Annotated in this window: 19 protein-coding genes; 15 read left to right on the forward strand and 4 right to left on the reverse strand. The window is 61.7% G+C overall.

Annotation, left to right across the window (positions count from 1 at the left end; translation table 11 throughout):
* Nucleotides 1-10 precede the first annotated feature (10 nt).
* Together LUU92_RS02680 and LUU92_RS02685 are read right to left on the reverse strand one after the other, a co-directional pair.
* Nucleotides 11-826, reverse strand: a complete 816-nt coding sequence (locus tag LUU92_RS02680; protein WP_071491687.1) for a rhodanese-like domain-containing protein — start codon at nucleotides 824-826, stop codon at nucleotides 11-13.
* Between the two features lie 57 nt (nucleotides 827-883).
* Complete coding sequence (locus LUU92_RS02685) at nucleotides 884-2,419, reverse strand: HDOD domain-containing protein (RefSeq protein WP_071491686.1); 1,536 nt, start codon at nucleotides 2,417-2,419, stop codon at nucleotides 884-886.
* Nucleotides 2,420-2,585: 166 nt separating this feature from the next.
* On the opposite strand from LUU92_RS02685, the gene motA reads away from it, so the two are divergent.
* Nucleotides 2,586-3,437: a flagellar motor stator protein MotA gene (gene motA, locus LUU92_RS02690; protein ID WP_058423471.1), complete on the forward strand. Its 852-nt coding sequence runs from the start codon at nucleotides 2,586-2,588 to the stop codon at nucleotides 3,435-3,437.
* A 3-nt stretch (nucleotides 3,438-3,440) separates the two neighbouring features.
* Complete coding sequence (motB, locus tag LUU92_RS02695) at nucleotides 3,441-4,460, forward strand: flagellar motor protein MotB (RefSeq protein WP_071491685.1); 1,020 nt, start codon at nucleotides 3,441-3,443, stop codon at nucleotides 4,458-4,460.
* Between the two features lie 396 nt (nucleotides 4,461-4,856).
* Here the strand turns inward: motB and rsgA are convergent, their stop codons facing one another.
* Nucleotides 4,857-5,888, reverse strand: a complete 1,032-nt coding sequence (rsgA, locus tag LUU92_RS02700; protein ID WP_071491684.1) for a small ribosomal subunit biogenesis GTPase RsgA — start codon at nucleotides 5,886-5,888, stop codon at nucleotides 4,857-4,859.
* A gap of 108 nt (nucleotides 5,889-5,996) precedes the next feature.
* Between rsgA and orn the strand changes: the two genes are divergently transcribed.
* Both orn and LUU92_RS02710 read left to right on the forward strand, forming a co-directional pair.
* The gene (orn, locus tag LUU92_RS02705; RefSeq protein WP_071491683.1) at nucleotides 5,997-6,539 is read left to right on the forward strand and encodes an oligoribonuclease; all 543 of its coding nucleotides are present in this window, start codon (nucleotides 5,997-5,999) and stop codon (nucleotides 6,537-6,539) included.
* A gap of 179 nt (nucleotides 6,540-6,718) precedes the next feature.
* Nucleotides 6,719-7,333 (forward strand): trimeric intracellular cation channel family protein, encoded by a 615-nt coding sequence (locus LUU92_RS02710; protein WP_058423469.1) that lies wholly within the window; start codon nucleotides 6,719-6,721, stop codon nucleotides 7,331-7,333.
* On the opposite strand, the gene queG is transcribed toward LUU92_RS02710, so the two are convergent.
* On the reverse strand, nucleotides 7,330-8,394 hold the full coding sequence (gene queG, locus LUU92_RS02715; RefSeq protein WP_071491682.1) for a tRNA epoxyqueuosine(34) reductase QueG: 1,065 nt from the start codon (nucleotides 8,392-8,394) through the stop codon (nucleotides 7,330-7,332). The two genes, LUU92_RS02710 and queG, sit on opposite strands and share 4 nt — an antisense overlap.
* A gap of 63 nt (nucleotides 8,395-8,457) precedes the next feature.
* Here queG and LUU92_RS02720 point away from each other — a divergent pair, with 63 nt between their 5' ends.
* The 11 genes from LUU92_RS02720 (at nucleotide 8,458) to LUU92_RS02770 (ending at nucleotide 20,732) form a co-directional block, all read left to right on the forward strand.
* On the forward strand, nucleotides 8,458-9,318 hold the full coding sequence (locus tag LUU92_RS02720) for an NAD(P)H-hydrate dehydratase (protein ID WP_257103126.1): 861 nt from the start codon (nucleotides 8,458-8,460) through the stop codon (nucleotides 9,316-9,318).
* The gene (gene tsaE, locus LUU92_RS02725) at nucleotides 9,306-9,776 is read left to right on the forward strand and encodes a tRNA (adenosine(37)-N6)-threonylcarbamoyltransferase complex ATPase subunit type 1 TsaE (protein WP_071491680.1); all 471 of its coding nucleotides are present in this window, start codon (nucleotides 9,306-9,308) and stop codon (nucleotides 9,774-9,776) included. The genes LUU92_RS02720 and tsaE overlap by 13 nt, the downstream gene beginning before the upstream one ends.
* Before the next feature lie 15 nt (nucleotides 9,777-9,791).
* Nucleotides 9,792-11,213 (forward strand): N-acetylmuramoyl-L-alanine amidase, encoded by a 1,422-nt coding sequence (locus LUU92_RS02730; protein WP_025857370.1) that lies wholly within the window; start codon nucleotides 9,792-9,794, stop codon nucleotides 11,211-11,213.
* Complete coding sequence (mutL, locus tag LUU92_RS02735; RefSeq protein WP_071491679.1) at nucleotides 11,213-13,129, forward strand: DNA mismatch repair endonuclease MutL; 1,917 nt, start codon at nucleotides 11,213-11,215, stop codon at nucleotides 13,127-13,129. Before LUU92_RS02730 ends, mutL begins: the two co-directional genes overlap by 1 nt.
* Nucleotides 13,129-14,100, forward strand: coding sequence for a tRNA (adenosine(37)-N6)-dimethylallyltransferase MiaA (gene miaA, locus LUU92_RS02740; RefSeq protein WP_071491678.1), 972 nt, complete (start codon nucleotides 13,129-13,131; stop codon nucleotides 14,098-14,100). Before mutL ends, miaA begins: the two co-directional genes overlap by 1 nt.
* A gap of 94 nt (nucleotides 14,101-14,194) precedes the next feature.
* Entirely contained in the window at nucleotides 14,195-14,455 is a 261-nt protein-coding gene (hfq, locus tag LUU92_RS02745) for an RNA chaperone Hfq (protein ID WP_058423463.1), read from the forward strand.
* A 12-nt stretch (nucleotides 14,456-14,467) separates the two neighbouring features.
* Nucleotides 14,468-15,769, forward strand: coding sequence for a ribosome rescue GTPase HflX (gene hflX / locus LUU92_RS02750; RefSeq protein WP_071491677.1), 1,302 nt, complete (start codon nucleotides 14,468-14,470; stop codon nucleotides 15,767-15,769).
* 96 nt (nucleotides 15,770-15,865) lie between these two features.
* Nucleotides 15,866-17,041 (forward strand): FtsH protease activity modulator HflK, encoded by a 1,176-nt coding sequence (hflK, locus tag LUU92_RS02755; protein WP_028615515.1) that lies wholly within the window; start codon nucleotides 15,866-15,868, stop codon nucleotides 17,039-17,041.
* Nucleotides 17,041-17,907 (forward strand): protease modulator HflC, encoded by an 867-nt coding sequence (gene hflC / locus LUU92_RS02760; protein WP_025857365.1) that lies wholly within the window; start codon nucleotides 17,041-17,043, stop codon nucleotides 17,905-17,907. Before hflK ends, hflC begins: the two co-directional genes overlap by 1 nt.
* 293 nt (nucleotides 17,908-18,200) lie before the next feature.
* On the forward strand, nucleotides 18,201-19,388 hold the full coding sequence (locus LUU92_RS02765) for an ATP phosphoribosyltransferase regulatory subunit (RefSeq protein WP_016972601.1): 1,188 nt from the start codon (nucleotides 18,201-18,203) through the stop codon (nucleotides 19,386-19,388).
* Between the two features lie 54 nt (nucleotides 19,389-19,442).
* Nucleotides 19,443-20,732 carry an adenylosuccinate synthase gene (locus LUU92_RS02770; RefSeq protein ID WP_071491676.1) on the forward strand — a complete coding sequence of 430 codons (1,290 nt, stop codon included), beginning with the start codon at nucleotides 19,443-19,445 and terminating at the stop codon, nucleotides 20,730-20,732.
* Nucleotides 20,733-20,785: the final 53 nt, after the last annotated feature.

The raw sequence follows: 20,785 nt of genomic DNA on the forward strand, positions 1-20,785 counted from the left end.
TCCTTAAACCTTAAATCTCGACGGGGGTGTCGGGGTGGTTGCCCCATTCGCCCCAGGAACCGGCATAACCTTTGACTCGCGGATAACCGAGCGCCTTGGCCACCAGGTAGGTGAAGCCAGAGCGGTGGTGAGTCTGGCAGTGAGTGATGATTTCTTTATCTTTGGTCAATCCGAGGTCTTCGAGAATCTGCGGCATGTCACGGCGGATACGCAGGTTGCGTGCCTTGTCCATACCCGCGGTCCATTCGAAGTTGACCGCGCCGGGGATATGCCCGCCTTTGGCAGCGAGGACCTTCTCGCCGGAGTATTCCAGCGGCCCGCGAGCATCCCAGATGCCCAGGTCGGCAGCACCCAGGCGGCTTTGCAGGTATTCACGCGTGGCGGTGGGGCCTTCGTGCAGCGTGAGGCTGACCGGGCCACCGACAGGCGCGGGCACGTCGGTGGAGACCGGGTGGTGTTCTTCCAGCCAGGCCAGCAGGCCGCCATCCAGGTAGTGGTATTTCTGGTGGCCGATCACGTCGAGCATCCAGATAAAGCGCCCGGCCCAGCCGCCGCCTTCGTCGTCATAGACCACGTAGGTTGCATCCGGGGTGTGGCCCAGTTCGCCGAACAGTTTTTCCAGGTCCGCCTTGCTGGGCAGCAGGCCGGGCGCCGGCGGCTGGCCCAGTTGGGTGCGCTTGGGGTCAACGAAATGCGCGCCGGGGATATGCCCTTCGGCGTAGCGGGCAGCGCTGGTGAGGTCCACCAGAATCAGGTGTTCGGCACCGAGGCGACCAATCAGGTCGCTGGACTCGATCACCAGCGGCAAGCCAGAGAAGTCAGGCATGTGAGGTCTCCTGGGCACAAATGTTGGCGATAAAAGAGGGCGATTGTAGCGCAAGCATCAGGCGCTGCGGTTGGTAAAGCAGTGCAGGGCTTTTTCGATGCATTGGGCGGTTTTGCCGAAGGCCTGCACGGTGGTTTCCGAGAACGGCCCCCCACCCTGGTCGGCCACCATCAGCATCACCACCTTGCCATTGCAGCTCAGGGAACGCAGCAGCAGGTGTTCGCCGGTGAACAGGCGGCGCAGGATCGGCGGCAGCAAGGCTGAGAACTGGGCATGGTTTTCGGGGTTGAGGCGCACCTGGGCGGACTTTTCCAGCAGACGTTGCAGCAAGGTGCTGTTGACCACGTCCAGGCTCAGGTTGGCGGCGTCCTTGGGCAGGCCATCGACCTGGTGCACGCGCAAGGTGCTCATGGCGCGATCGGCCATCAACAGCATGACCCGTTGCATGCCGCTGGCGACCAAGGCCTCCTTGGCGCAGGTGGTCAGGTGCATCGCGTTGGCAAAGCGGCTCGGTTCCACCAAGAGTTCAGTGCAGCGCTTGCGCCACACGGCCAGGGCCTCGGCGGTGGGCGGTGGCGCCGGCAGCAGGCCGCGATGGATCTTCGCCACATGCCACGGCCAGATCAGCGATAGCGCCGGGTGCCAGAGGTCGGGCATCAGGGTGGTACGGGCACTGGTGACGGCTTGTTGGTGGACCAGTTGCTGCACCTCATCCAACGGTTGTTGCAGGTACAGTGCTGTGAGCAACTGCCAGCGTTCGGTGTGCGGGCAGGTCCAGGACTCCTGGGCCGACATCGCCAGGCCGTTGGCCAGCAACACGGTATTGGCCGGCTGGTTCAGCCAGCGCCGCAGATTGGGTTCAGCGTCGAGCAATTGCTGATGGCGCAGCGGGTCGTCTTCACGAGCGATATGCAGGGCCTTGACCAGCAGGCGCTGCTCGCTCATCAGCAACTTATAGCCCTGGGACACCCAGATCGGCAGGTGCCAGGCTTCGGTCAGGCCGACGCAAAGGTCCAGCAGGCGTACGCCGAACAGTTCCTGCTCGACCGTGCGGGCTGATTGGCCCTTGTGGATAACCCGCAGCTCCCACTCCTCCAGAAGCTTGGGGTAGGCCACCGCCATCGGCCACAGTGGCGACAGGAACAACAGGCTGCCCCAGTGGATGTCTTGCCACAGCCGCGCCAGGCGGCTGCCGAACAGACCGTTGGCCTGCTGCGACGCGTGCTGGCTGACCAGCAACAGTTGGCGCAACGCCACGGGGATCTCGTTGGCCGGCACCGAGGGCAGGCGTGCCAGCAGTTCTTCGGCGCGCTTGAGGCCCAGGCGGTTGAGCGCCACTTCCAGGTTTTCCGCCGGTTCCGCCAGGCTGCCATGGGTGTGGCTGTTGGCCTCGCGCATCACGCTGAGCACCAGGGCCGGGCTGCTTTGCATCAGTTCGGCAATATCCCGCAATGAACTGCGGTTATCGCGGATGCCTTTGCACACACGGTCGTGACTGGCCTGGGGAACGGGCAGCAGCACTTCGTCCAGGCGCTTGATCCAAGCGGCGAGAGAGTTGGGTTTTGCAGTTGGGACTGTCGTTTCATTAGCCATGATTGGGGCGCGATCATCACTTGCGGTCTACACGCCCGGAGCGGGCCGAACTGGCTTTTCGCCTTAACGGGCTATAGTCTGGCGCAGTTTTGCCGATAAGTAGAACAAGAGTTTTCTGCTACACCCAATATGTCCATGAACCCGACGGCGCAAGTACTCATCTCCTATGGCTAAAATTATCGGCATCATCGTCGTCTTCGCAAGCGTGCTCGGCGGGTACGTCCTGTCCCACGGTAAAATCGCTGCGCTGATCCAGCCTTTCGAGGTGATGATCATCGGCGGTGCGGCGCTGGGTGCATTCCTGCAGGCCAACCCCGGCTACATGACCATGCACGTGATCAAGAAGTCGCTGGGCATGTTCGGTTCACGCTTTACCCATACCTTCTACCTGGAGGTGTTGGGCCTGGTCTACGAGATCCTCAACAAGAGCCGCCGTGAAGGCATGATGGCCATCGAAGCCGATATCGAAGACGCTGCCGCCAGCCCGATTTTCGCCAAGTACCCGGCCGTGCTCAAAGACGAGCGCATGACCGCCTACATCTGTGACTACCTGCGCATCATGTCCTCCGGCAACATGGCCCCCCATGAGCTGGAAGGCCTGTTCGACATGGAATTGTTCAGCCTTAAAGAAGAGCTGGAGCACCCCTCCCACGCTGTGACCGGCATCGCCGATGGTATGCCGGGTTTCGGTATCGTCGCGGCGGTACTCGGTATCGTGGTGACCATGGCGTCCCTGGGTGAGGGCGACCAGGCCGCTATTGGCATGCACGTGGGTGCAGCGCTGGTCGGTACCTTCTTCGGTATTCTGGCGGCCTATGGTTTCTTCGGCCCGCTGGCGACTTCCCTGGCCCATGACGCCAAGGAAGAAGTGAACCTGTACGAATCGATCAAGGCCAGCCTGGTTGCTTCCGCTTCCGGCATGCCACCGTCGCTGGCGGTGGAGTTCGGTCGCAAAGTGCTTTACCCCAAGCATCGCCCAAGCTTCGCCGAGCTGGAACAAGCGGTTCGCGGTCGCTAAGCCATGGAAAACAACCAGCCGATAATCATCAAGCGCGTCAAGCGCTTCGCTGCGGGGCACCATGGTGGCGCCTGGAAAATCGCCTTCGCCGACTTTGCGACGGCGATGATGGCGTTCTTCCTGGTGCTTTGGCTGATGTCCACCGCCACGCCCGAACAGAAGATCGCCATTGCCGGTTACTTCAAGGACCCGATTGGCTTTTCGGAAAGCGGCACGCCCTTTGTGATCGACCTGGGCGGTTCGCCGCAGTTGGCGCCTGAGCGCACCATCAACCCCGAAGTCAAGACTGAAGCGCCTCAGGAAAAAATCCCGATCGAGCGCGATACTGTCGAGTCGATGGCCGAACAGGTCGAGCAGGAGCGCCTTGAGCTGTTGCTGCAGGAGCTGCAGAACAAGGTCGAGGAAAACCCGCAACTGCTGAAGTTCAAGGACCAGATCTCCTTCGAAATCACGCCTGAAGGCCTGCGCATCCAGATCACCGACGCCGCCAACCGGCCGATGTTCGACTCCGGCAGCGCACGCTTGAAGCCGTACTTCGAAGACATCCTGCTGGCCATGGCCGATACCATCAAAGCGGTACCCAACAAAATCAGCATCAGCGGCCACACCGACGCCAAGCCTTACGCGGGCCAGGGGGATTTCGGCAACTGGGAACTCTCGGCCAACCGCGCCAACGCCGCACGCCGTGCGCTGGTGGCCGGCAGCTATCCGGATGCGCAGGTGGCGCGGGTGGTGGGTTTTGCTTCGTCGCAGCTGTTTGATCATCAAGACCCGTTCAACCCGGTCAACCGCCGGATCGACATCGTGGTGCTGACCAAAAAGGCCCAGCGTGCGATTGAAGGTGACCAGCCGCCAGCGCCGCAACCTACTCCGGGGGCCGGCGCACCGGGTGAAGTACCGGCCGACCCGAACGCGATTCCGCCAGGGCAGGAGCCGTTGCCGGCGCATGAGTTGCGCCAGAAGCTGAACCTGTTTGATGACGGTGGGGTGAAGGATCCTACGGTGCCCAAGACGGGTTCTTAAGCTGCCGAAGCTGCTTCACTCATGAAAACGCCCCGATACTGATCGGGGCGTTTTCTTTTGCAGTCATAGCGGGAGGTAGGCTTTGACGCCTTTGATCACGCCTCGCATGTCATCGGTGCACAGGCGCGGTACGAAGTACTCCCGCCCTGTGGCTCGCGTCTTTCTATGGAGCTTGCTTCGCCCCATCTGCGCCGCTGGATCAGCCCCGAAGAGGATCCAGACTCCTGCCAGCTTGCGCTGGTGACGGAGCAATTATGCGCAGCAGGAATTCCGAATTCAGGCTGGCTCGTGTCGGTGGGCCGCCCAGTTGTCCTGAATTCTTAATGCCAGACCCCGTTAAATCAATGGACCAGGCCATGCTGTGCCGTGCTTTATGTGTATCAAGGCAGGGCGGTTTTAGTAACTGCTCTCCGGCAAGCTCGCAATAATCGATCGATAGCTGTTCATCCGCTGCTGCTGCACGCGCCCATCCTCAAGCGCCTTGAGCAACGCACAGCCCGGTTCGCGGTCGTGTTTGCAGTCGCGGAAGCGGCAGGTGCCGATCAGGTCGTTGAACTCGATGAAGCCCGCTTCCACATCACTGCGGCTGACGTGGCCGAGGCCGAATTCGCGGATGCCGGGGGAGTCGATCAGTTCGCCGCCGCCGGGGAAGTGGAATAACCGCGCGGTGGTGGTGGTGTGGGTGCCCTGGCCGGACAGTTCCGACAGCGGACCTACGCGGGTGTCGACTTCCGGCAGCAGGCTGTTGACCAGCGAGGACTTACCCACGCCGGACTGGCCCACAAACACGCTGATGCGCCCGTCCAGCTGCTGTTGCAGCTGTTCCATGCCATTACCGTGATGCGCCGAAACCTCCAGCACCGGGTAACCCAGGGTACGATAGACCGCCAGCAGGGCGTTGAGTGCCGGGGCATTCTGCTCGTCGATCAGGTCGAATTTGTTCAGCAGCAACAGCGGGCGGATGCCGGCGTGTTCGGCCGCCACCAGGTAGCGGTCGATCAGGTTGGCATGGGGCTCGGGCAGCGGCGCGAACACGATCACGATCATGTCGACGTTGGCCGCGACCGGCTTGAGCTGGCCGCGGCTATCGGGGCGGCGCAGTTCGGTGGTGCGCGGCAGTTGGGCGACGATTACGCCGATACCCTGGTTGCCAGCACGCCACACAACCCGGTCACCAGTGACCAGCGCCGGCAGGTTGGCGCGCAAGTGGCAGCGGAACACCTGGCCGGCGAGTTCGCCTTCGAGCGCCTCGACTTCGACCTGCACGCCGAAGTGCGCGATCACCAGGCCTGTTTGTTCAGGGCCGAGGTCGCCTCCCTCGAGCGCTTCCACGGCGGAGGATTCACGTTTGGCGGCGCGCGCGGCGCGTTCGCCCTGAATCTTTTCGATGCGCCAGTTTTGGCGACGGTTGAGCTGGCGTTTGGCCATTGGTGTTCCGTGTCGATAATGCAAAGGTTGGGTAAAACGGTCGCGAGTCTAGCACGGCCCCGCCTGCTAAACTGCGCAGCTACGCCAAGGTGCCAAGAGAATCAACCCATGCAAAACCCACAGAACCTGATTTGGATCGATCTGGAAATGACCGGTCTGAACCCCGACACCGACGTCATCATCGAGATGGCGACCATTGTCACCGACAGCAACCTCAACACCTTGGCCGAAGGTCCGGTGATCGCCATCCACCACAGCGATGCCGTACTCGCCACCATGGACGAGTGGAACACCCGCACCCACGGTAACTCCGGCCTGACCCAGCGCGTGCGTGACAGCCGCATCAGCATGGCCGAAGCCGAAGCCGAAACCATCGCCTTCCTGGAAAAATGGGTGCCCAGGGGCAAGTCGCCGATCTGCGGCAACAGCATCTGCCAGGATCGCCGCTTCCTTTATACGCATATGAAAGCGCTGGAAAGCTACTTCCACTACCGCAACCTGGATGTGTCCACGCTTAAAGAGCTGGCGGCGCGCTGGGCGCCGGAAGTGAAGGACAGCTTCCACAAAGGCAGCACGCACCTGGCGCTGGATGATATTCGCGAGTCGATTGCCGAGTTGCAGCATTACCGCAAGCATTTCATCAAGGCTTGAATTCCTTCAAGGGTGAGCCGGTTTTTTGTGGCGAGCGGGCTAGCCCCGCGTTGGGCTGCGAAGCAGCCCTAATACTGCCAACACACCTCTCCAAACAGATATCATTGCCGGCTTTGGGGCTGCTGCGCAGCCCAACGCGGGGCTAGCCCGCTCGCCACAGTTTTGCAAGGATCGCCCTCATGCTGCTGATGCTCTACCTCATCGCCATCACTGCCGAAGCCATGACCGGTGCGCTGTCGGCTGGGCGGCGGGGCATGGACTGGTTTGGCGTCGTGCTGATCGCCTGCGTGACGGCACTGGGTGGTGGTTCGGTGCGCGATGTGTTGCTGGGGCATTACCCGCTGACTTGGGTCAAGCACCCGGAATACCTGGTGCTGACCTCCGTCGCCGCGCTGGTGACGATCTTTATCGCCCCGCTGATGCGCCGCCTGCGTTCGTTGTTCCTGGCATTGGACGCCCTGGGCCTGGTGGCCTTCACCCTGATCGGTTGCATGACCGCCCTGGAGATGGGCCACGGCATGCTGGTGGCCTCGGTCAGCGGCGTGATCACCGGCGTTTTCGGTGGCATCCTGCGGGATATCTTCTGCAACGATATCCCGCTGATCTTCCGCCGTGAGCTGTACGCCAGCGTGTCGTTCCTGGCCGCCTGGTTCTACATGCTGTGCCTGTATCTGGAACTGCCCAGTGAGCAGTCGATCCTGCTGACGCTGTTCAGCGGCTTTCTACTGCGCTTGCTGGCGATCCGTTTCCATTGGGAAATGCCCAAGTTCGTCTACAACGACGACGTGCATTAGCGGTTGGCGTGCTGGTTCAGCGCCCATTCCACATGTTCGCGCACCAGTTCGGAGGGATATTCGCGCCGCGCCTTCAAGGCTTCCAGCACCGGAATGCTCGACGGTGCGTTGCCCAGGCCTACCGCCAGGTTGCGCAACCAACGCTCATAGCCGGCGCGACGCAGGGGTGAACCTTCGGTGCTGCTGAGGAATTTATCCTCATCCCACATAAACAACTCGGCCAGTTCGGCGTTATCCAGGTTGTGGCGTGGCTTGAAGTCGACTTCGGCCGTGGCGCGGGCGAAACGATTCCACGGGCAAACGATCTGACAGTCATCACAACCGAACACGCGGTTGCCGATCAACGGGCGCAGGTCTTCGGGGATTGCGGTCTTGAGCTCGATGGTCAGGTAGGAAATGCAGCGACGGGCGTCCAGCACGTAGGGGCCGACAAAGGCATTGGTGGGGCAGATGTCCAGGCAGGCGGTGCAGCGCCCGCAATGTTCAGTGCTATGAGGTGCGTCGATCGGCAGCGGCAGGTCGACAAACAGCTCGCTGAGGAAGAAGTAGCTGCCGGCCTTGCGATTGAGCACCAGGGTGTTCTTGCCGATCCAGCCCAGCCCGGCTTTTTCGGCGATGGCTTTCTCAAGCACGGGTGCGCTGTCGACGAAGGCGCGGAAGCCGAAGGGGCCGATTTGCGCCTGGATACGGTCGGCCAGTTGCTGCACGCGCTTGCGGATCAGCTTGTGGTAGTCGCGGCCCAGGGCGTAGCGCGAGATATAGGCTTTTTCCGGCTTGGCCAGCAGTTGCGCCATCTGTGTGTCGCCGGGCAGGTAATCCATGCGCAGCGACACCACGCGCAAGGTGCCGGGCACCAGCTCATCCGGATGGGAGCGTTTGCTGCCATGGGCGCCCATGTAGTCCATCTCGCCGTGGTAACCCGCGTCGAGCCAGCGTTGCAGGTGCTGTTCATGCTCGGCCAGGTCCAGGCCGCTGATGCCGACTTGCTGAAAGCCCAGCTCGCGGCCCCAGTCTTTGATCGATTGGGCGAGGGCAGGCAGATCGGTGGTGATGGCAGGCATGAGACAAGGGAAACCGCAGGTTAGATAGGTATAATTCTGCCAGACATCGGAGCTTGAAGACGCATGCCGCAGACAAAACACGCAATAACCGACGTACAACCGCTGCTGCACGGCCATTTGCCGCAACTCGCTGCGCGTTCCCCGGACGCCCATAAAGGCCGGTTCGGCCATTTGCTGGTCATCGGTGGTGACCGCGGCTTTGGCGGCGCAGCGCTGCTGAGTGCCGAAAGCGCCTTGCGCAGCGGCGCGGGCATGGTGTCCCTGGCGACGCGCCTGGAGCATGTGCCCGCGGCCCTGGCGCGACTGCCGGAAGTCATGACCGTCGGCGTCGCCTCGGCCAACCAACTGATGGGCCTGCTGGAAAAGATCTCGGTCATTGTGATCGGGCCTGGGCTCGGTGACGCGTCTTGGGGCAAAAGCCTGCTTTCGGTCGCCGCCAACGCCAGCCAGCCGCAGGTGTGGGACGCCGACGCCTTGAATCAACTCGCCACCGGCAGCGTCAGCTTGCCGGCCAACTGCGTGATCACACCGCATCCCGGGGAGGCGGCGCGGTTGTTGGGTCTGTCGACAGCCGAGGTTCAGGCCGATCGCATTAAGGTGGCGCGCGCGTTGAGCCAGAAATTCAACGCAGTGGCTATTCTCAAGGGCGCAGGCAGTTTGATTGCCAGCCCGGACGGGCGTGTTTCACGCTGTGACCAAGGCCAACCGGCGATGGCCACGGCAGGGCTGGGTGACGTGTTGGCCGGCCTGGTGGGTGCACTGCTGGCCCAGGGCATGCCAGCCTATGAGGCAAGCTGCCTGGCCGTGTGGTTGCACGCAACGGCGGGAGATCGCCAGGGCACGTTCGGTCGCGGGTTGGCCGCCAGTGACTTGATCCCTGCCATTCGTCAATTGCTGGAGGAGCAGTCACCGTGTCTGAAGTAATTCTTTTCCTGGTCGATGAAGAGGCCATGGTTGCCTTCGGCCAGCGCATCGCCCAGGTCACGGCGGGAGCGGGGCTGATCTTTCTGGAAGGCGACCTGGGGGCGGGCAAGACCACGCTGTCCCGGGGGATCATTCGCGGGTTGGGCCACACGGGGGCGGTAAAAAGCCCGACGTTCACCCTGGTAGAGCCCTACGAAATCGGCGACGTGCGAGCGTTCCATTTCGACCTCTATCGCCTGGTCGATCCCGAAGAACTGGAATACATGGGTATCCGGGATTACTTCGACGAAGATGCGCTGTGCCTGATCGAGTGGCCAGATAAAGGCACAGGCTTTTTGCCAAAGCCTGACCTGACCATTACCATTACGCCGCATGAGCATGGACGTCAGTTGAAGTTGTTGCCCCAAAGCGTGCGCGGCCAGTCGTGGTGCGCGGCTTTGGCATTGGAATTCAAATAATTGGTGGGGTTAGGTATGCGCTTTCGCGCGTTGGTTGCTGTCGTGGGGGTGTTGCTTGCGGCAATGACTGTCAATGCTCTGGCTGCTTCACAGGTGAAGAGTGTTCGCCTGTGGCGAGCGCCGGATAACACGCGACTGGTGTTCGACCTGTCTGGCCCGGTCCAGCACAGCGTCTTTACCCTGACGGCGCCTGATCGTCTGGTGATCGACATCAACGGGGCGACCCTGGCCGCGCCGTTGAAAGTCTCCACCGCCAACACCCCGATTACCGCCATGCGCTCGGCCCAGCGTACGCCGACCGATTTGCGCGTGGTCATCGACCTGAAAAAGGTCGTGACCCCGAAAAGCTTCTCCCTGGCGCCCAACGCCCAGTACGGCAACCGGCTGGTGGTCGATCTGTTCGACAACGCCGCCGATGCCGCGCCGCCGCCTGCGCCGACCCCGAGCGTAGCAACGGTGCCGGCGGTGCCGGTGAACCCGTCGCAACCGCAGGTCAAGCTGCCACCGCCGCCACCGGCCCCGGCCGGCAAGCGTGACATTATCGTGGTGATTGACGCCGGTCACGGCGGGGAAGACCCGGGTGCTTCCGGCTCACGCGGCCAGCATGAGAAAGACGTGGTACTCGCCATCGCCCGCGAACTGCAGCGCCAGGTCAATGGCATGAAGGGCTACCGCGCCGAGCTGACGCGTACCGGCGACTACTTCATTCCGCTGCGCGGCCGTACCGAAATCGCCCGCAAGAAAGGCGCCGACCTGTTTGTGTCGATCCACGCCGACGCCGCGCCTTCGGCCGCCGCGTTTGGCGCCTCGGTGTTTGCCCTGTCGGATCGAGGTGCTACGTCCGAGACCGCCCGTTGGCTGGCCGACAGTGAAAACCGTTCCGACCTGATCGGCGGCGCCGGCAACGTGTCCCTCGATGACAAGGACAAAATGCTCGCCGGCGTGCTGCTGGACCTGTCGATGACCGCTTCGCTGACGTCCAGCTTGAACGTGGGCCAGAAGGTCCTGAGCAACATCGGCCGGGTCACCTCGCTGCACAAGCAGCGTGTGGAACAGGCCGGGTTCATGGTGCTGAAATCGCCGGATATCCCCTCGATCCTGGTGGAAACCGGGTTTATCTCCAACTCCAACGAAGCCTCGAAGCTGGCAAGCGCCAGTCACCAGCAGGCACTGGCGCGTTCGATCAGTGCAGGTATCCGCCAGTTCTTCCAGCAGAACCCGCCGCCGGGCACCTACATCGCCTGGCTGCGTGACTCGGGGAAAATCGCCCAGGGCCCGCGTGACCATCGCGTGCAGCCGGGCGACACCCTGGCCATGCTGGCGGTGCGTTTCCAGGTATCGGCCGCTACCTTGCGCAGCGCCAACAACCTGAAAACCGATGAACTGAAGGTCGGCCAGGTGCTGACCATCCCTGGCACTGAATTGGCGGCGCAGTAATGAGTGAATCACTCCTGAACAGCGGGTCGCGCATTGAACTGCTGAGCCCGCGCCTCGCCAACCAGATTGCGGCAGGCGAGGTGGTCGAGCGCCCCGCATCGGTGATCAAGGAGCTGCTGGAAAACAGCATCGACTCCGGCGCCAAGCGCATCGACGTCGATGTGGAGCAGGGCGGCGTCAAGCTGTTGCGCGTGCGCGACGATGGCAGCGGCATTTCCGCCGATGACCTGCCGCTGGCTCTGGCGCGTCACGCCACCAGCAAGATTCGCGACCTGGAAGACCTTGAGCGGGTGATGAGCCTGGGCTTTCGCGGCGAGGCCCTGGCGTCCATCAGCTCTGTGGCGCGCCTGACCCTGACGTCCCGCACCCGCAGCGCCGAGCAGGCCTGGCAAGTGGAAACCGAAGGCCGCGACATGGCGCCTCGGGTCCAGCCGGCGGCGCACCCTGTCGGGACGTCGGTGGAAGTGCGCGACCTGTTCTTCAACACTCCGGCGCGACGCAAATTTCTCAAGGCCGAGAAAACCGAATTCGATCACCTGCAGGAAGTCATCAAGCGCTTGGCCCTGGCCCGCTTCGACGTGGCCTTCCACCTGCGCCACAACGGCAAGACCATCCTTAGCCTGCATGAAGCCAACGATGACGCTGCGCGAGCGCGCCGGGTGTCGGCGATTTGCGGCGCGGGCTTTTTAGAGCAAGCGTTACCCATTGAAATCGAACGCAACGGCTTGCGACTGTGGGGCTGGGTCGGGTTGCCGACGTTCTCCCGCAGCCAGGCGGACTTGCAGTATTTCTTCGTGAACGGCCGCGCGGTGCGCGACAAGCTGGTGGCCCATGCGGTGCGCCAGGCGTATCGCGACGTGCTGTTCAACGGGCGTCACCCGACGTTTGTGCTGTTCTTTGAGGTCGACCCGTCGGTGGTGGACGTCAACGTGCACCCCACCAAGCACGAAGTGCGCTTCCGTGATGGACGCATGGTGCATGACTTCCTCTATGGCACCTTGCACCGCACCCTGGGGGATGTGCGCCCGGATGATCAGTTGTCCGCACCGATTGTGACGGCAGTGGTCCGGCCGAGTGGCCCGCAAGCCGGTGAGTTCGGCCCTCAAGGCGAAATGAGCCTGGCGGCAAACCTGCTGCAATCGCCACAGCCGCAACCTTCGTATACCGCGCCGAATGCCGGCTCCGGCTCGGGTTATCAGTACCAATACACCCCGCGCCCGCAATCGGCGGTGCCGGTGGCCGAAGCCCAGGCTGCGTATCGCGAGTTTTTTGCACCGCTGCCGGGGGCTGAGCCGGGGGCGCCGGTCGCCTTGCCGGAAGGCGGTGGTGATATTCCACCGCTGGGTTACGCCTTGGCGCAGCTCAAGGGCATCTACATCCTGGCGGAGAACGCCCACGGCCTGGTGCTGGTGGACATGCACGCCGCCCACGAGCGGATCATGTACGAACGCCTCAAGATTGCCATGGCCAGCGAAGGCCTCAGTGGGCAGCCGCTGCTGGTGCCGGAATCCCTGGCAGTCAGCCAGCGTGAGGCCGACTGCGCCGAAGAGCACCACAGCGTGTTCCAGAAACTGGGCTTTGAATTGCAACGCCTTGGCCCGGAAACCCTGGCCATCCGCCAGATTCCCGCGCTGCTCAAGCAGGCCGAGGCTAACCGGCTGGTGGCTGACGTGCTGGCTGACCTGATGGAGTACGGCACCAGTGACCGCATCCAGGCGCACATCAACGAGCTGCTCGGCACCATGGCCTGCCACGGCGCCATCCGCGCCAACCGCCGCCTGGCCCTGCCGGAAATGAACGGCTTGCTGCGCGACATGGAAAACACCGAGCGCAGCGGGCAATGCAACCATGGCCGACCGACCTGGACCCAGATGGGCCTGGACGATCTGGACAAACTATTCCTGCGCGGCCGTTGATGAGCGCCTTGCCCCCCGCGATCTTCCTGATGGGCCCCACGGCCGCCGGCAAGACCGACCTGGCCATCGAGCTGACCAAGGTGTTGCCGTGCGAGCTGATCAGTGTCGACTCTGCCCTGGTTTACCGGGACATGGACATCGGCACCGCCAAGCCTTCGAAAGAGCTTCTGGCCCAGTATCCGCACCGGTTGATCGACATCATCGACCCGTCCGAGAGCTATTCGGCTGCAGATTTTCGCACCGATGCACTCGCCGCCATGGCCGACATCACCGCTCGGGGCAATATTCCGCTGCTGGTGGGGGGGACGATGCTCTACTACAAGGCTTTGCAGGAAGGTCTGGCGGATATGCCCCCGGCCGACGCCCAGGTGCGCGCCGAGCTCGAAGAAGAAGCGGCACGCCTTGGCTGGCAAGCCCTGCACGACCAGTTGGCGGCAGTCGACCCGGTCTCCGCCGCACGCATTCACCCCAATGATCCCCAGCGCCTCACCCGCGCCCTGGAAGTCTGGCGTGTGAGCGGGCAGACCATGACTGAACACCGGCGCAAACAAAGTGCGCAAAGTGCTGACGCAGGCGCTTCGGGACAGTCACAATTGCCCTATACTGTGGCGAATCTGGCCATCGCTCCGGCAAATCGCCAGGTGCTGCATGAACGAATTGCACAAAGATTCACAATTATGTTGGAACAGGGGTTTGTGGACGAGGTCGTAGCTCTGCGTTCCAGAGGTGACCTGCATCCAGGGTTACCTTCGATACGTGCCGTAGGCTACCGCCAAGTCTGGGATCATCTGGATGGCAAGCTGACGTCAGCCGAAATGCAGGAGCGCGGCATCATTGCCACGCGCCAATTGGCGAAACGCCAGTTCACCTGGTTGCGCAGCTGGAGCGATTTGCACTGGCTGGACAGCCTGGACAGCGACAATCTGTCACGCGCCTTGAAATACTTGGGAACGGTCTCCATATTGAGCTGAGTCCTTGCAATTGCCGTCTATCCTTGGGGGTGTGACGGCCATAAGCTATCTATTTTCCGATTTTTTATTATTGATCCTTAAAGGAGTGCGGCACATGTCAAAAGGGCATTCGCTACAAGACCCTTACTTGAATACTTTACGTAAAGAGAAAGTGGGGGTTTCCATTTATCTGGTCAACGGTATCAAGCTGCAAGGTACGATCGAGTCGTTCGACCAGTTCGTGATCCTGCTGAAAAACACCGTCAGCCAGATGGTCTACAAGCACGCTATCTCGACAGTCGTTCCAGTTCGTCCAATCCGTCTGCCTAGCGCAGCGGGTGATGAACAGGGTGATGTTGAGGCAGGTAACGCCTGATAGGAGTCTCCTTTGTTCTTTGAGCGCCACGGTGGTGGTGAGCGAGTGATCCTCGTTCACTTGGATGGACAGGACCCTGAGGCGCGCGAAGATCCGCAGGAGTTTCAGGAGTTGGCAAATTCGGCCGGCGCCGAGACCGTTGCGTTTTTTAACGTGCCGCGTCATCGGCCAACCGCCAAATTCCTGATTGGCAGCGGCAAGGTCGAGGAGCTGCGCGACCTGGTCCACGCCGAAGAAGCCGATCTGGTGATCTTCAACCACATCCTCACGCCCAGTCAGGAACGTAACCTCGAACGTGTCTTCGAGTGTCGCGTGATCGACCGTACCGGTCTGATTCTCGATATTTTCGCCCAGCGCGCCCGTACCCATGAAGGCAAGCTCCAGGTCGAACTGGCCCAGCTTGACCACATGAGCACCCGGCTGGTCCGCGGCTGGACTCACCTCGAGCGCCAGGGTGGCGGTATCGGTATGCGCGGTCCGGGTGAAACCCAGCTCGAAACCGACCGACGCCTGCTGCGGGTTCGCCTGCGCCAGATCAAGGGCCGCCTCGAGAAGGTGCGCAGCCAGCGCGAGCAATCGCGGCGTGGCCGTTCCCGTGCGGATATCCCGACCGTGTCCCTGGTGGGTTATACCAACGCCGGCAAATCCACACTGTTCAACAACGTGACGAAGTCGGACGTGTACGCGGCCGACCAACTGTTCGCCACCCTCGACCCGACCCTGCGCCGTCTGGACCTTGACGACCTGGGGCCGATTGTCCTGGCCGATACCGTGGGTTTCATTCGTCACTTGCCGCACAAGCTGGTCGAGGCATTTCGGTCTACGCTCGAAGAGTCGAGCAATTCCGACTTGCTGTTGCACGTGATCGATGCGGCGGAACCGGATCGCATGTTGCAGATTGAACAGGTGATGCTGGTGCTGGGCGAGATTGGCGCCCAGGACTTGCCGATCCTCGAGGTCTATAACAAACTCGATTTGCTTGAGGGCGTTGAGCCACAAATCCAGCGCGATGAGAACGGCAAGCCCCAGCGGGTCTGGCTGTCGGCGCGTGATGGCAGCGGTCTTGAGTTGCTTGAACAAGCCATTGCCGAGTTGCTCGGCAGCGATTTGTTCGTTGGCACCTTGCGCTTGCCCCAGCGTTTTGCTCGACTGCGTGCACAGTTTTTCGAGTTGGGCGCGGTACAGAAAGAAGAACACGACGAAGAAGGTGTCAGCTTGCTGGCCGTTCGATTGCCGCGCTCGGAGCTGAATCGGCTGGTCAGCCGTGAAGGCGTGGTACCGACAGAGTTCATCGAACAACACACTTTGCAATAAAAGCCTCCTAAAGCGGTTGTGCCGCAGTGGCAGGCATTCTGTAGCATTGGTCGGCGCGCCGTGGGTGCGTCTTTGCTTTATCAGATGGAGAGCGCTATGGCTTGGAATGAGCCGGGTGGCAACTCGAATAATCAGGATCCCTGGGGTGGTAAACGCCGCAATAATGGCGACCGCAAGGGGCCACCAGATCTCGACGAGGCCTTCCGAAAGCTGCAGGAAAGCCTGAATGGGTTGTTCGGTGGTGGGAAAAAACGTGGTGGTGACGACGGCGGTCGCACAAGCAAGGGCGGTGGCTATGGCCTGCTGGGCCTGGGTCTTGTCGTGCTGGCGGCCGTTTGGCTGTACAGCGCCGTTTACGTGGTGGACGAGCAGGAGCAGGCCGTGGTGCTGCGCTTCGGCAAGTACTACGAAACCGTCGGACCGGGCCTGAACATCTATTTCCCGCCGATCGACAAGAAGTACATGGAGAACGTCACGCGTGAGCGTGCCTACACCAAGCAGGGCCAGATGCTGACCGAAGACGAGAACATCGTCGAAGTGCCGCTGACCGTGCAGTACAAGATCAGCAACCTGCAGGACTTCGTGCTGAACGTTGACCAGCCGGAAATCAGCTTGCAACACGCCACCGAAAGTGCCCTGCGCCACGTCGTGGGTTCGACCGCGATGGACCAGGTGCTGACCGAAGGTCGTGAATTGATGGCCAGCGAGATCAAGGAGCGCTTGCAACGGTTCCTCGACACCTACCGCACCGGTATCACCGTCACCCAGGTGAACGTACAGAGCGCAGCCGCACCGCGTGAAGTACAGGAAGCCTTCGACGACGTGATCCGCGCCCGTGAAGACGAGCAGCGTTCGCGCAACCAGGCTGAAACCTACGCCAACGGCGTCGTGCCGGAAGCCCGTGGTCAGGCCCAGCGCATCCTCGAGGATGCCAACGGTTACCGCGACGAAGTGGTCTCCCGCGCCAAGGGTGAGGCGGATCGCTTTACCAAGCTGGTTGCCGAGTACCGCAAGGCGCCGGAAGTCACGCGTGAGCGTCTGTACCTGGACACCATGCAGGAAGTCTTCAGCAACACCAGCAAGGTTCTCGTGACCGGCAGCAAGGGTGGGCAGAACAACCTGCTGTACCTGCCGCTGGACAAGATGATCGAAGGTGGTCGTAGCAGCACCAGCGCACCGTCCACCGGTTCCAATGCCGCTGCCAACGAAGCGAGCGCCCGTGCGGCCGCCGACTTGCTGCAACAGCAAACACGTACCAGGGAGAGTCGTTGATGAGCAATAAATCGCTGACCGCCCTGATTGTGGGCGTCGTCGTGGTCATCGCTGCCTGGAACTGCTTCTACATCGTGGCTCAGACCGAGCGTGCGGTGCTGCTGCAATTCGGTCGCGTGGTCCAGGCGGATGTCCAGCCGGGCCTGCATGTGAAAGTCCCCTACGTCAACCAGGTACGCAAGTTCGACGCCCGCCTGATGACCCTGGATGCACCGACACAGCGCTTCCTGACCCTGGAAAAGAAAGCCGTGATGGTTGACGCCTACGCCAAGTGGCGCGTCAAGGATGCCGAGCGCTTCTACACCGCGACCTCCGGCCTCAAGCAGATTGCCGACGAGCGTTTGTCGCGTCGTCTGGAATCGGGCCTGCGTGACCAGTTTGGTAAGCGCACCCTGCACGAGGTGGTATCCGGTGAGCGTGACGCGCTGATGGCTGACATCACCCGTTCGCTGAACACCATGGCGGAAAAAGAGCTGGGCATCGAAGTGGTCGATGTCCGGGTCAAGGCTATCGACCTGCCGAAGGAAGTGAACCGCAGCGTGTTCGAGCGCATGAGCACCGAGCGTGAACGTGAAGCCCGTGAGCACCGCGCCAAGGGTAACGAGTTGGCCGAGGGTATCCGTGCGGATGCCGACCGTCAGCGTCGTGTACTGCTGGCTGAAGCCTATCGCGAGTCTGAAGAGGCCCGTGGTGATGGCGACGCGCAAGCCGCAGCGATCTACGCCAAGGCCTACGGTCAGGACCAGGAGTTCTACGCGTTCTACCGTAGCCTGCGTGCTTACCGTGAAAGCTTCGCGAACAAAACCGACGTCATGGTGCTGGACCCAAGTAGCGATTTCTTCCGCTACCTGGAAAAAGCCAAGTAATCAGCTCGTCACTGTGTAGGAAGCACTCCGTCGGGCGGCTAAAACGCCAGGCGGGGTGATCCTTTCAGAAAACGGGTGTATGATGCGGCAGCCGGGAAATTCCCGGCTTTTTTGCGTCTGCATGTTTGATTCGGCAGGCGTGACAGGTTTTTCGAGGAAAGTGCCCGACGAGGCCGATTGCAGGCCGTTCGTCACGTCGCTCTTGCGCGTGGTTTATGCAGGGGGCGGGTGTTTTCTGCTTCACTCAAGGCTCGGCCGAGGGCTGGCCGCCCGGATCAAAGGGGAATGGCGTAATGGCAACGGTAGACCGCTGGCTGCTGCCAGATGGCATCGAAGAAGTACTGCCACCAGAAGCTGCGCGCATTGAAGTAGCGCGCCGCCAGGTGTTGGATCTGTTCCAGAGCTGGGGTTACGAGTTTGTCGTGACCCCCCATATCGAGTACCTGGAATCCCTGCTGACCGGCGCGGGCCAGGACCTGGATCTGCGCACCTTCAAGGTCATCGACCCGCAGTCGGGCCGTCAGATGGGCTTCCGTGCCGATATCACGCCGCAAGTGGCGCGCATCGATGCGCACACCCTGCGCCGAGAAGGCCCGAGCCGCCTGTGTTACGCCGGTAGCGTGCTGCATGCTCAGCCACGTGCGTTGTCGTCGTCCCGCAGCCCGATCCAGTTGGGCGCCGAGTTGTACGGCGATGCCAGCCCAAGCAGCGACGTTGAAGTGATCAGCTTGATGCTGGCCATGCTGCAATTGGCCGACGTACCGGATGTCCACATGGACCTGGGTCACGTAGGTATCTACCGTGGCCTGGCCCGTGCGGCCGGTTTGTCTGGTGAAGTTGAACAACAGCTGTTCGATGCCCTGCAACGCAAGGCCATCGATGAAGTGATCGCCCTCACGGCTGGCGTGCCTGCCGATCTGGCCGACATGCTGCGCGCACTGGTGAATCTGTGTGGCGGCCGTGAAGTGCTGGTGGCAGCCCGTGAGCGCCTGGCCAATGCGCCGGCGCCGGTACTGGCGGCACTGGATGACGTGCTGGCAATTGCCGAGCAGCTATCGGCGCGTTTCCCGGAGCTGCCGCTGTACTTTGATCTGGGTGAGTTGCGCGGTTACCACTACCACACCGGTGTGGTGTTCGCCGTATTTGTACCGGGTGTTGGCCAGGCCATCGCCCAAGGCGGTCGTTATGACGATATCGGCGCTGACTTCGGTCGTGCGCGTCCGGCCACTGGTTTTTCCACCGATTTGAAAACCCTGGTGACCCTGGGGCGTGCTGAGGTCGAGCTGCCGTCTGGTGGCATCTGGATGCCCGACAGTACGGACGCAGCACTCTGGCAGCAGGTTTGCCAGTTGCGCAGTGAGGGTCAGCGTGTTGTCCAGGCCTTGCCTGGTCAGCCATTGGCCGCCGCCCGTGAAGCGGACTGCGACCGGCAATTGATTCTGCAGAACGGGCTTTGGCAAGTATCGCCACTGGCTTCTTGAGTTTTCCTGCCGGCCATCGCCGGCACCAAGTTTGCGCGAATGAGGACAAGTGTTATGGGTAAGAATGTCGTAGTCCTGGGCACCCAATGGGGTGATGAGGGCAAAGGCAAGATCGTTGATCTGCTGACCGAACATGCTGCCGCCGTAGTGCGCTACCAAGGTGGCCACAACGCTGGCCACACCCTGGTCATCGATGGCGAAAAAACTGTCTTGCACCTGATCCCGTCGGGCGTATTGCGCGAAGGCGTGCAGTGCCTGATCGGCAACGGTGTAGTAGTTGCACCGGATGCCCTGCTGCGTGAGATCACCAAGCTGGAAGAAAAAGGCGTACCGGTGCGCGAGCGCCTGCGTATCAGCCCGTCCTGCCCGCTGATCCTGTCCTTCCACGTTGCGCTGGACCAGGCCCGTGAAAAAGCCCGTGGCGAGCTGAAGATCGGCACCACCGGTCGCGGCATCGGCCCGGCCTACGAAGACAAGGTCGCACGTCGTGGCCTGCGTGTGGGCGACCTGCTCAACATGCCACGCTTCGAAGACAAGCTGCGTGAACTGGTGGATTACCACAACTTCATGCTGGTCGGTTACTACAAAGAGCCGGCCATCGAGTTCGAAAAGACCCTGGCCGAGTGCAAGGAATACGCTGAGCTGCTCAAGCCGCTGATGCTGGACGTGACCGCCGAGCTGCACGACCTGCGTCGCGCCGGCAAGGACATCATGTTCGAAGGCGCCCAAGGCTCCCTGCTGGACATCGACCACGGCACCTACCCGTACGTGACCAGCTCCAACACCACCGCAGGTGGCGTGGCGACGGGTTCGGGCGTGGGCCCGATGTTCCTGGACTACATTCTGGGCATCACCAAGGCCTACACCACCCGTGTCGGTTCGGGTCCGTTCCCGACTGAGCTGTTCGACGAAGTCGGCGCGCACCTGGCCAAGCAAGGTCACGAGTTTGGTGCGACCACCGGCCGTGCCCGTCGTTGCGGCTGGTTTGACGCCGTTATCCTGCGTCGCGCTATCGACGTGAACAGCATTTCGGGCATCTGCCTGACCAAGCTGGATGTGCTCGACGGCCTGGAAACCATCAATATCTGCACTGGTTATAAAGATGCGGAAGGTAAAGATGTCGCCCCGACTGACGCTGACAGCTACGTAGGTCTGCAGCCTGTGTACGAAGAAGTGCCGGGCTGGACCGAATCGACCGTGGGCGCCAAGACCCTGGAAGAGCTGCCGGCGAATGCCCGTGCGTACATCAAGCGTGTTGAAGCGCTGATTGGCGCGCCGATCGACATTATTTCGACGGGGCCGGACCGCAACGAAACCATCGTTCTGCGTCATCCGTTCGCTTAATAAGCTGTTGATGTAAAAAGCAAAGGGTTCCTTCGGGAGCCCTTTGTCGTTTC

Origin of the sequence: Pseudomonas extremorientalis, assembly GCF_024584605.1 — a bacterium.
GTDB classification, from domain to species: domain Bacteria; phylum Pseudomonadota; class Gammaproteobacteria; order Pseudomonadales; family Pseudomonadaceae; genus Aquipseudomonas; species Aquipseudomonas extremorientalis.

What these genes read in the sequence shown, in the direction of transcription:
- LUU92_RS02720 (WP_257103126.1), top strand. Translation starts at nt 8,458, where the DNA reads ATGCCGCAGACAAAACACGCAATAACCGACGTACAACCGCTGCTGCAC.
- queG (WP_071491682.1), bottom strand. Translation starts at nt 8,394, where the DNA reads ATGCCTGCCATCACCACCGATCTGCCTGCCCTCGCCCAATCGATCAAA.
- LUU92_RS02765 (WP_016972601.1), top strand. Translation starts at nt 18,201, where the DNA reads ATGGCAACGGTAGACCGCTGGCTGCTGCCAGATGGCATCGAAGAAGTA.
- rsgA (WP_071491684.1), bottom strand. Translation starts at nt 5,888, where the DNA reads ATGGCCAAACGCCAGCTCAACCGTCGCCAAAACTGGCGCATCGAAAAG.
- motA (WP_058423471.1), top strand. Translation starts at nt 2,586, where the DNA reads ATGGCTAAAATTATCGGCATCATCGTCGTCTTCGCAAGCGTGCTCGGC.
- hflK (WP_028615515.1), top strand. Translation starts at nt 15,866, where the DNA reads ATGGCTTGGAATGAGCCGGGTGGCAACTCGAATAATCAGGATCCCTGG.
- orn (WP_071491683.1), top strand. Translation starts at nt 5,997, where the DNA reads ATGCAAAACCCACAGAACCTGATTTGGATCGATCTGGAAATGACCGGT.
- LUU92_RS02730 (WP_025857370.1), top strand. Translation starts at nt 9,792, where the DNA reads ATGCGCTTTCGCGCGTTGGTTGCTGTCGTGGGGGTGTTGCTTGCGGCA.
- motB (WP_071491685.1), top strand. Translation starts at nt 3,441, where the DNA reads ATGGAAAACAACCAGCCGATAATCATCAAGCGCGTCAAGCGCTTCGCT.
- mutL (WP_071491679.1), top strand. Translation starts at nt 11,213, where the DNA reads ATGAGTGAATCACTCCTGAACAGCGGGTCGCGCATTGAACTGCTGAGC.
- miaA (WP_071491678.1), top strand. Translation starts at nt 13,129, where the DNA reads ATGAGCGCCTTGCCCCCCGCGATCTTCCTGATGGGCCCCACGGCCGCC.
- hflC (WP_025857365.1), top strand. Translation starts at nt 17,041, where the DNA reads ATGAGCAATAAATCGCTGACCGCCCTGATTGTGGGCGTCGTCGTGGTC.
- LUU92_RS02710 (WP_058423469.1), top strand. Translation starts at nt 6,719, where the DNA reads ATGCTGCTGATGCTCTACCTCATCGCCATCACTGCCGAAGCCATGACC.
- LUU92_RS02680 (WP_071491687.1), bottom strand. Translation starts at nt 826, where the DNA reads ATGCCTGACTTCTCTGGCTTGCCGCTGGTGATCGAGTCCAGCGACCTG.
- hfq (WP_058423463.1), top strand. Translation starts at nt 14,195, where the DNA reads ATGTCAAAAGGGCATTCGCTACAAGACCCTTACTTGAATACTTTACGT.
- LUU92_RS02685 (WP_071491686.1), bottom strand. Translation starts at nt 2,419, where the DNA reads ATGGCTAATGAAACGACAGTCCCAACTGCAAAACCCAACTCTCTCGCC.
- LUU92_RS02770 (WP_071491676.1), top strand. Translation starts at nt 19,443, where the DNA reads ATGGGTAAGAATGTCGTAGTCCTGGGCACCCAATGGGGTGATGAGGGC.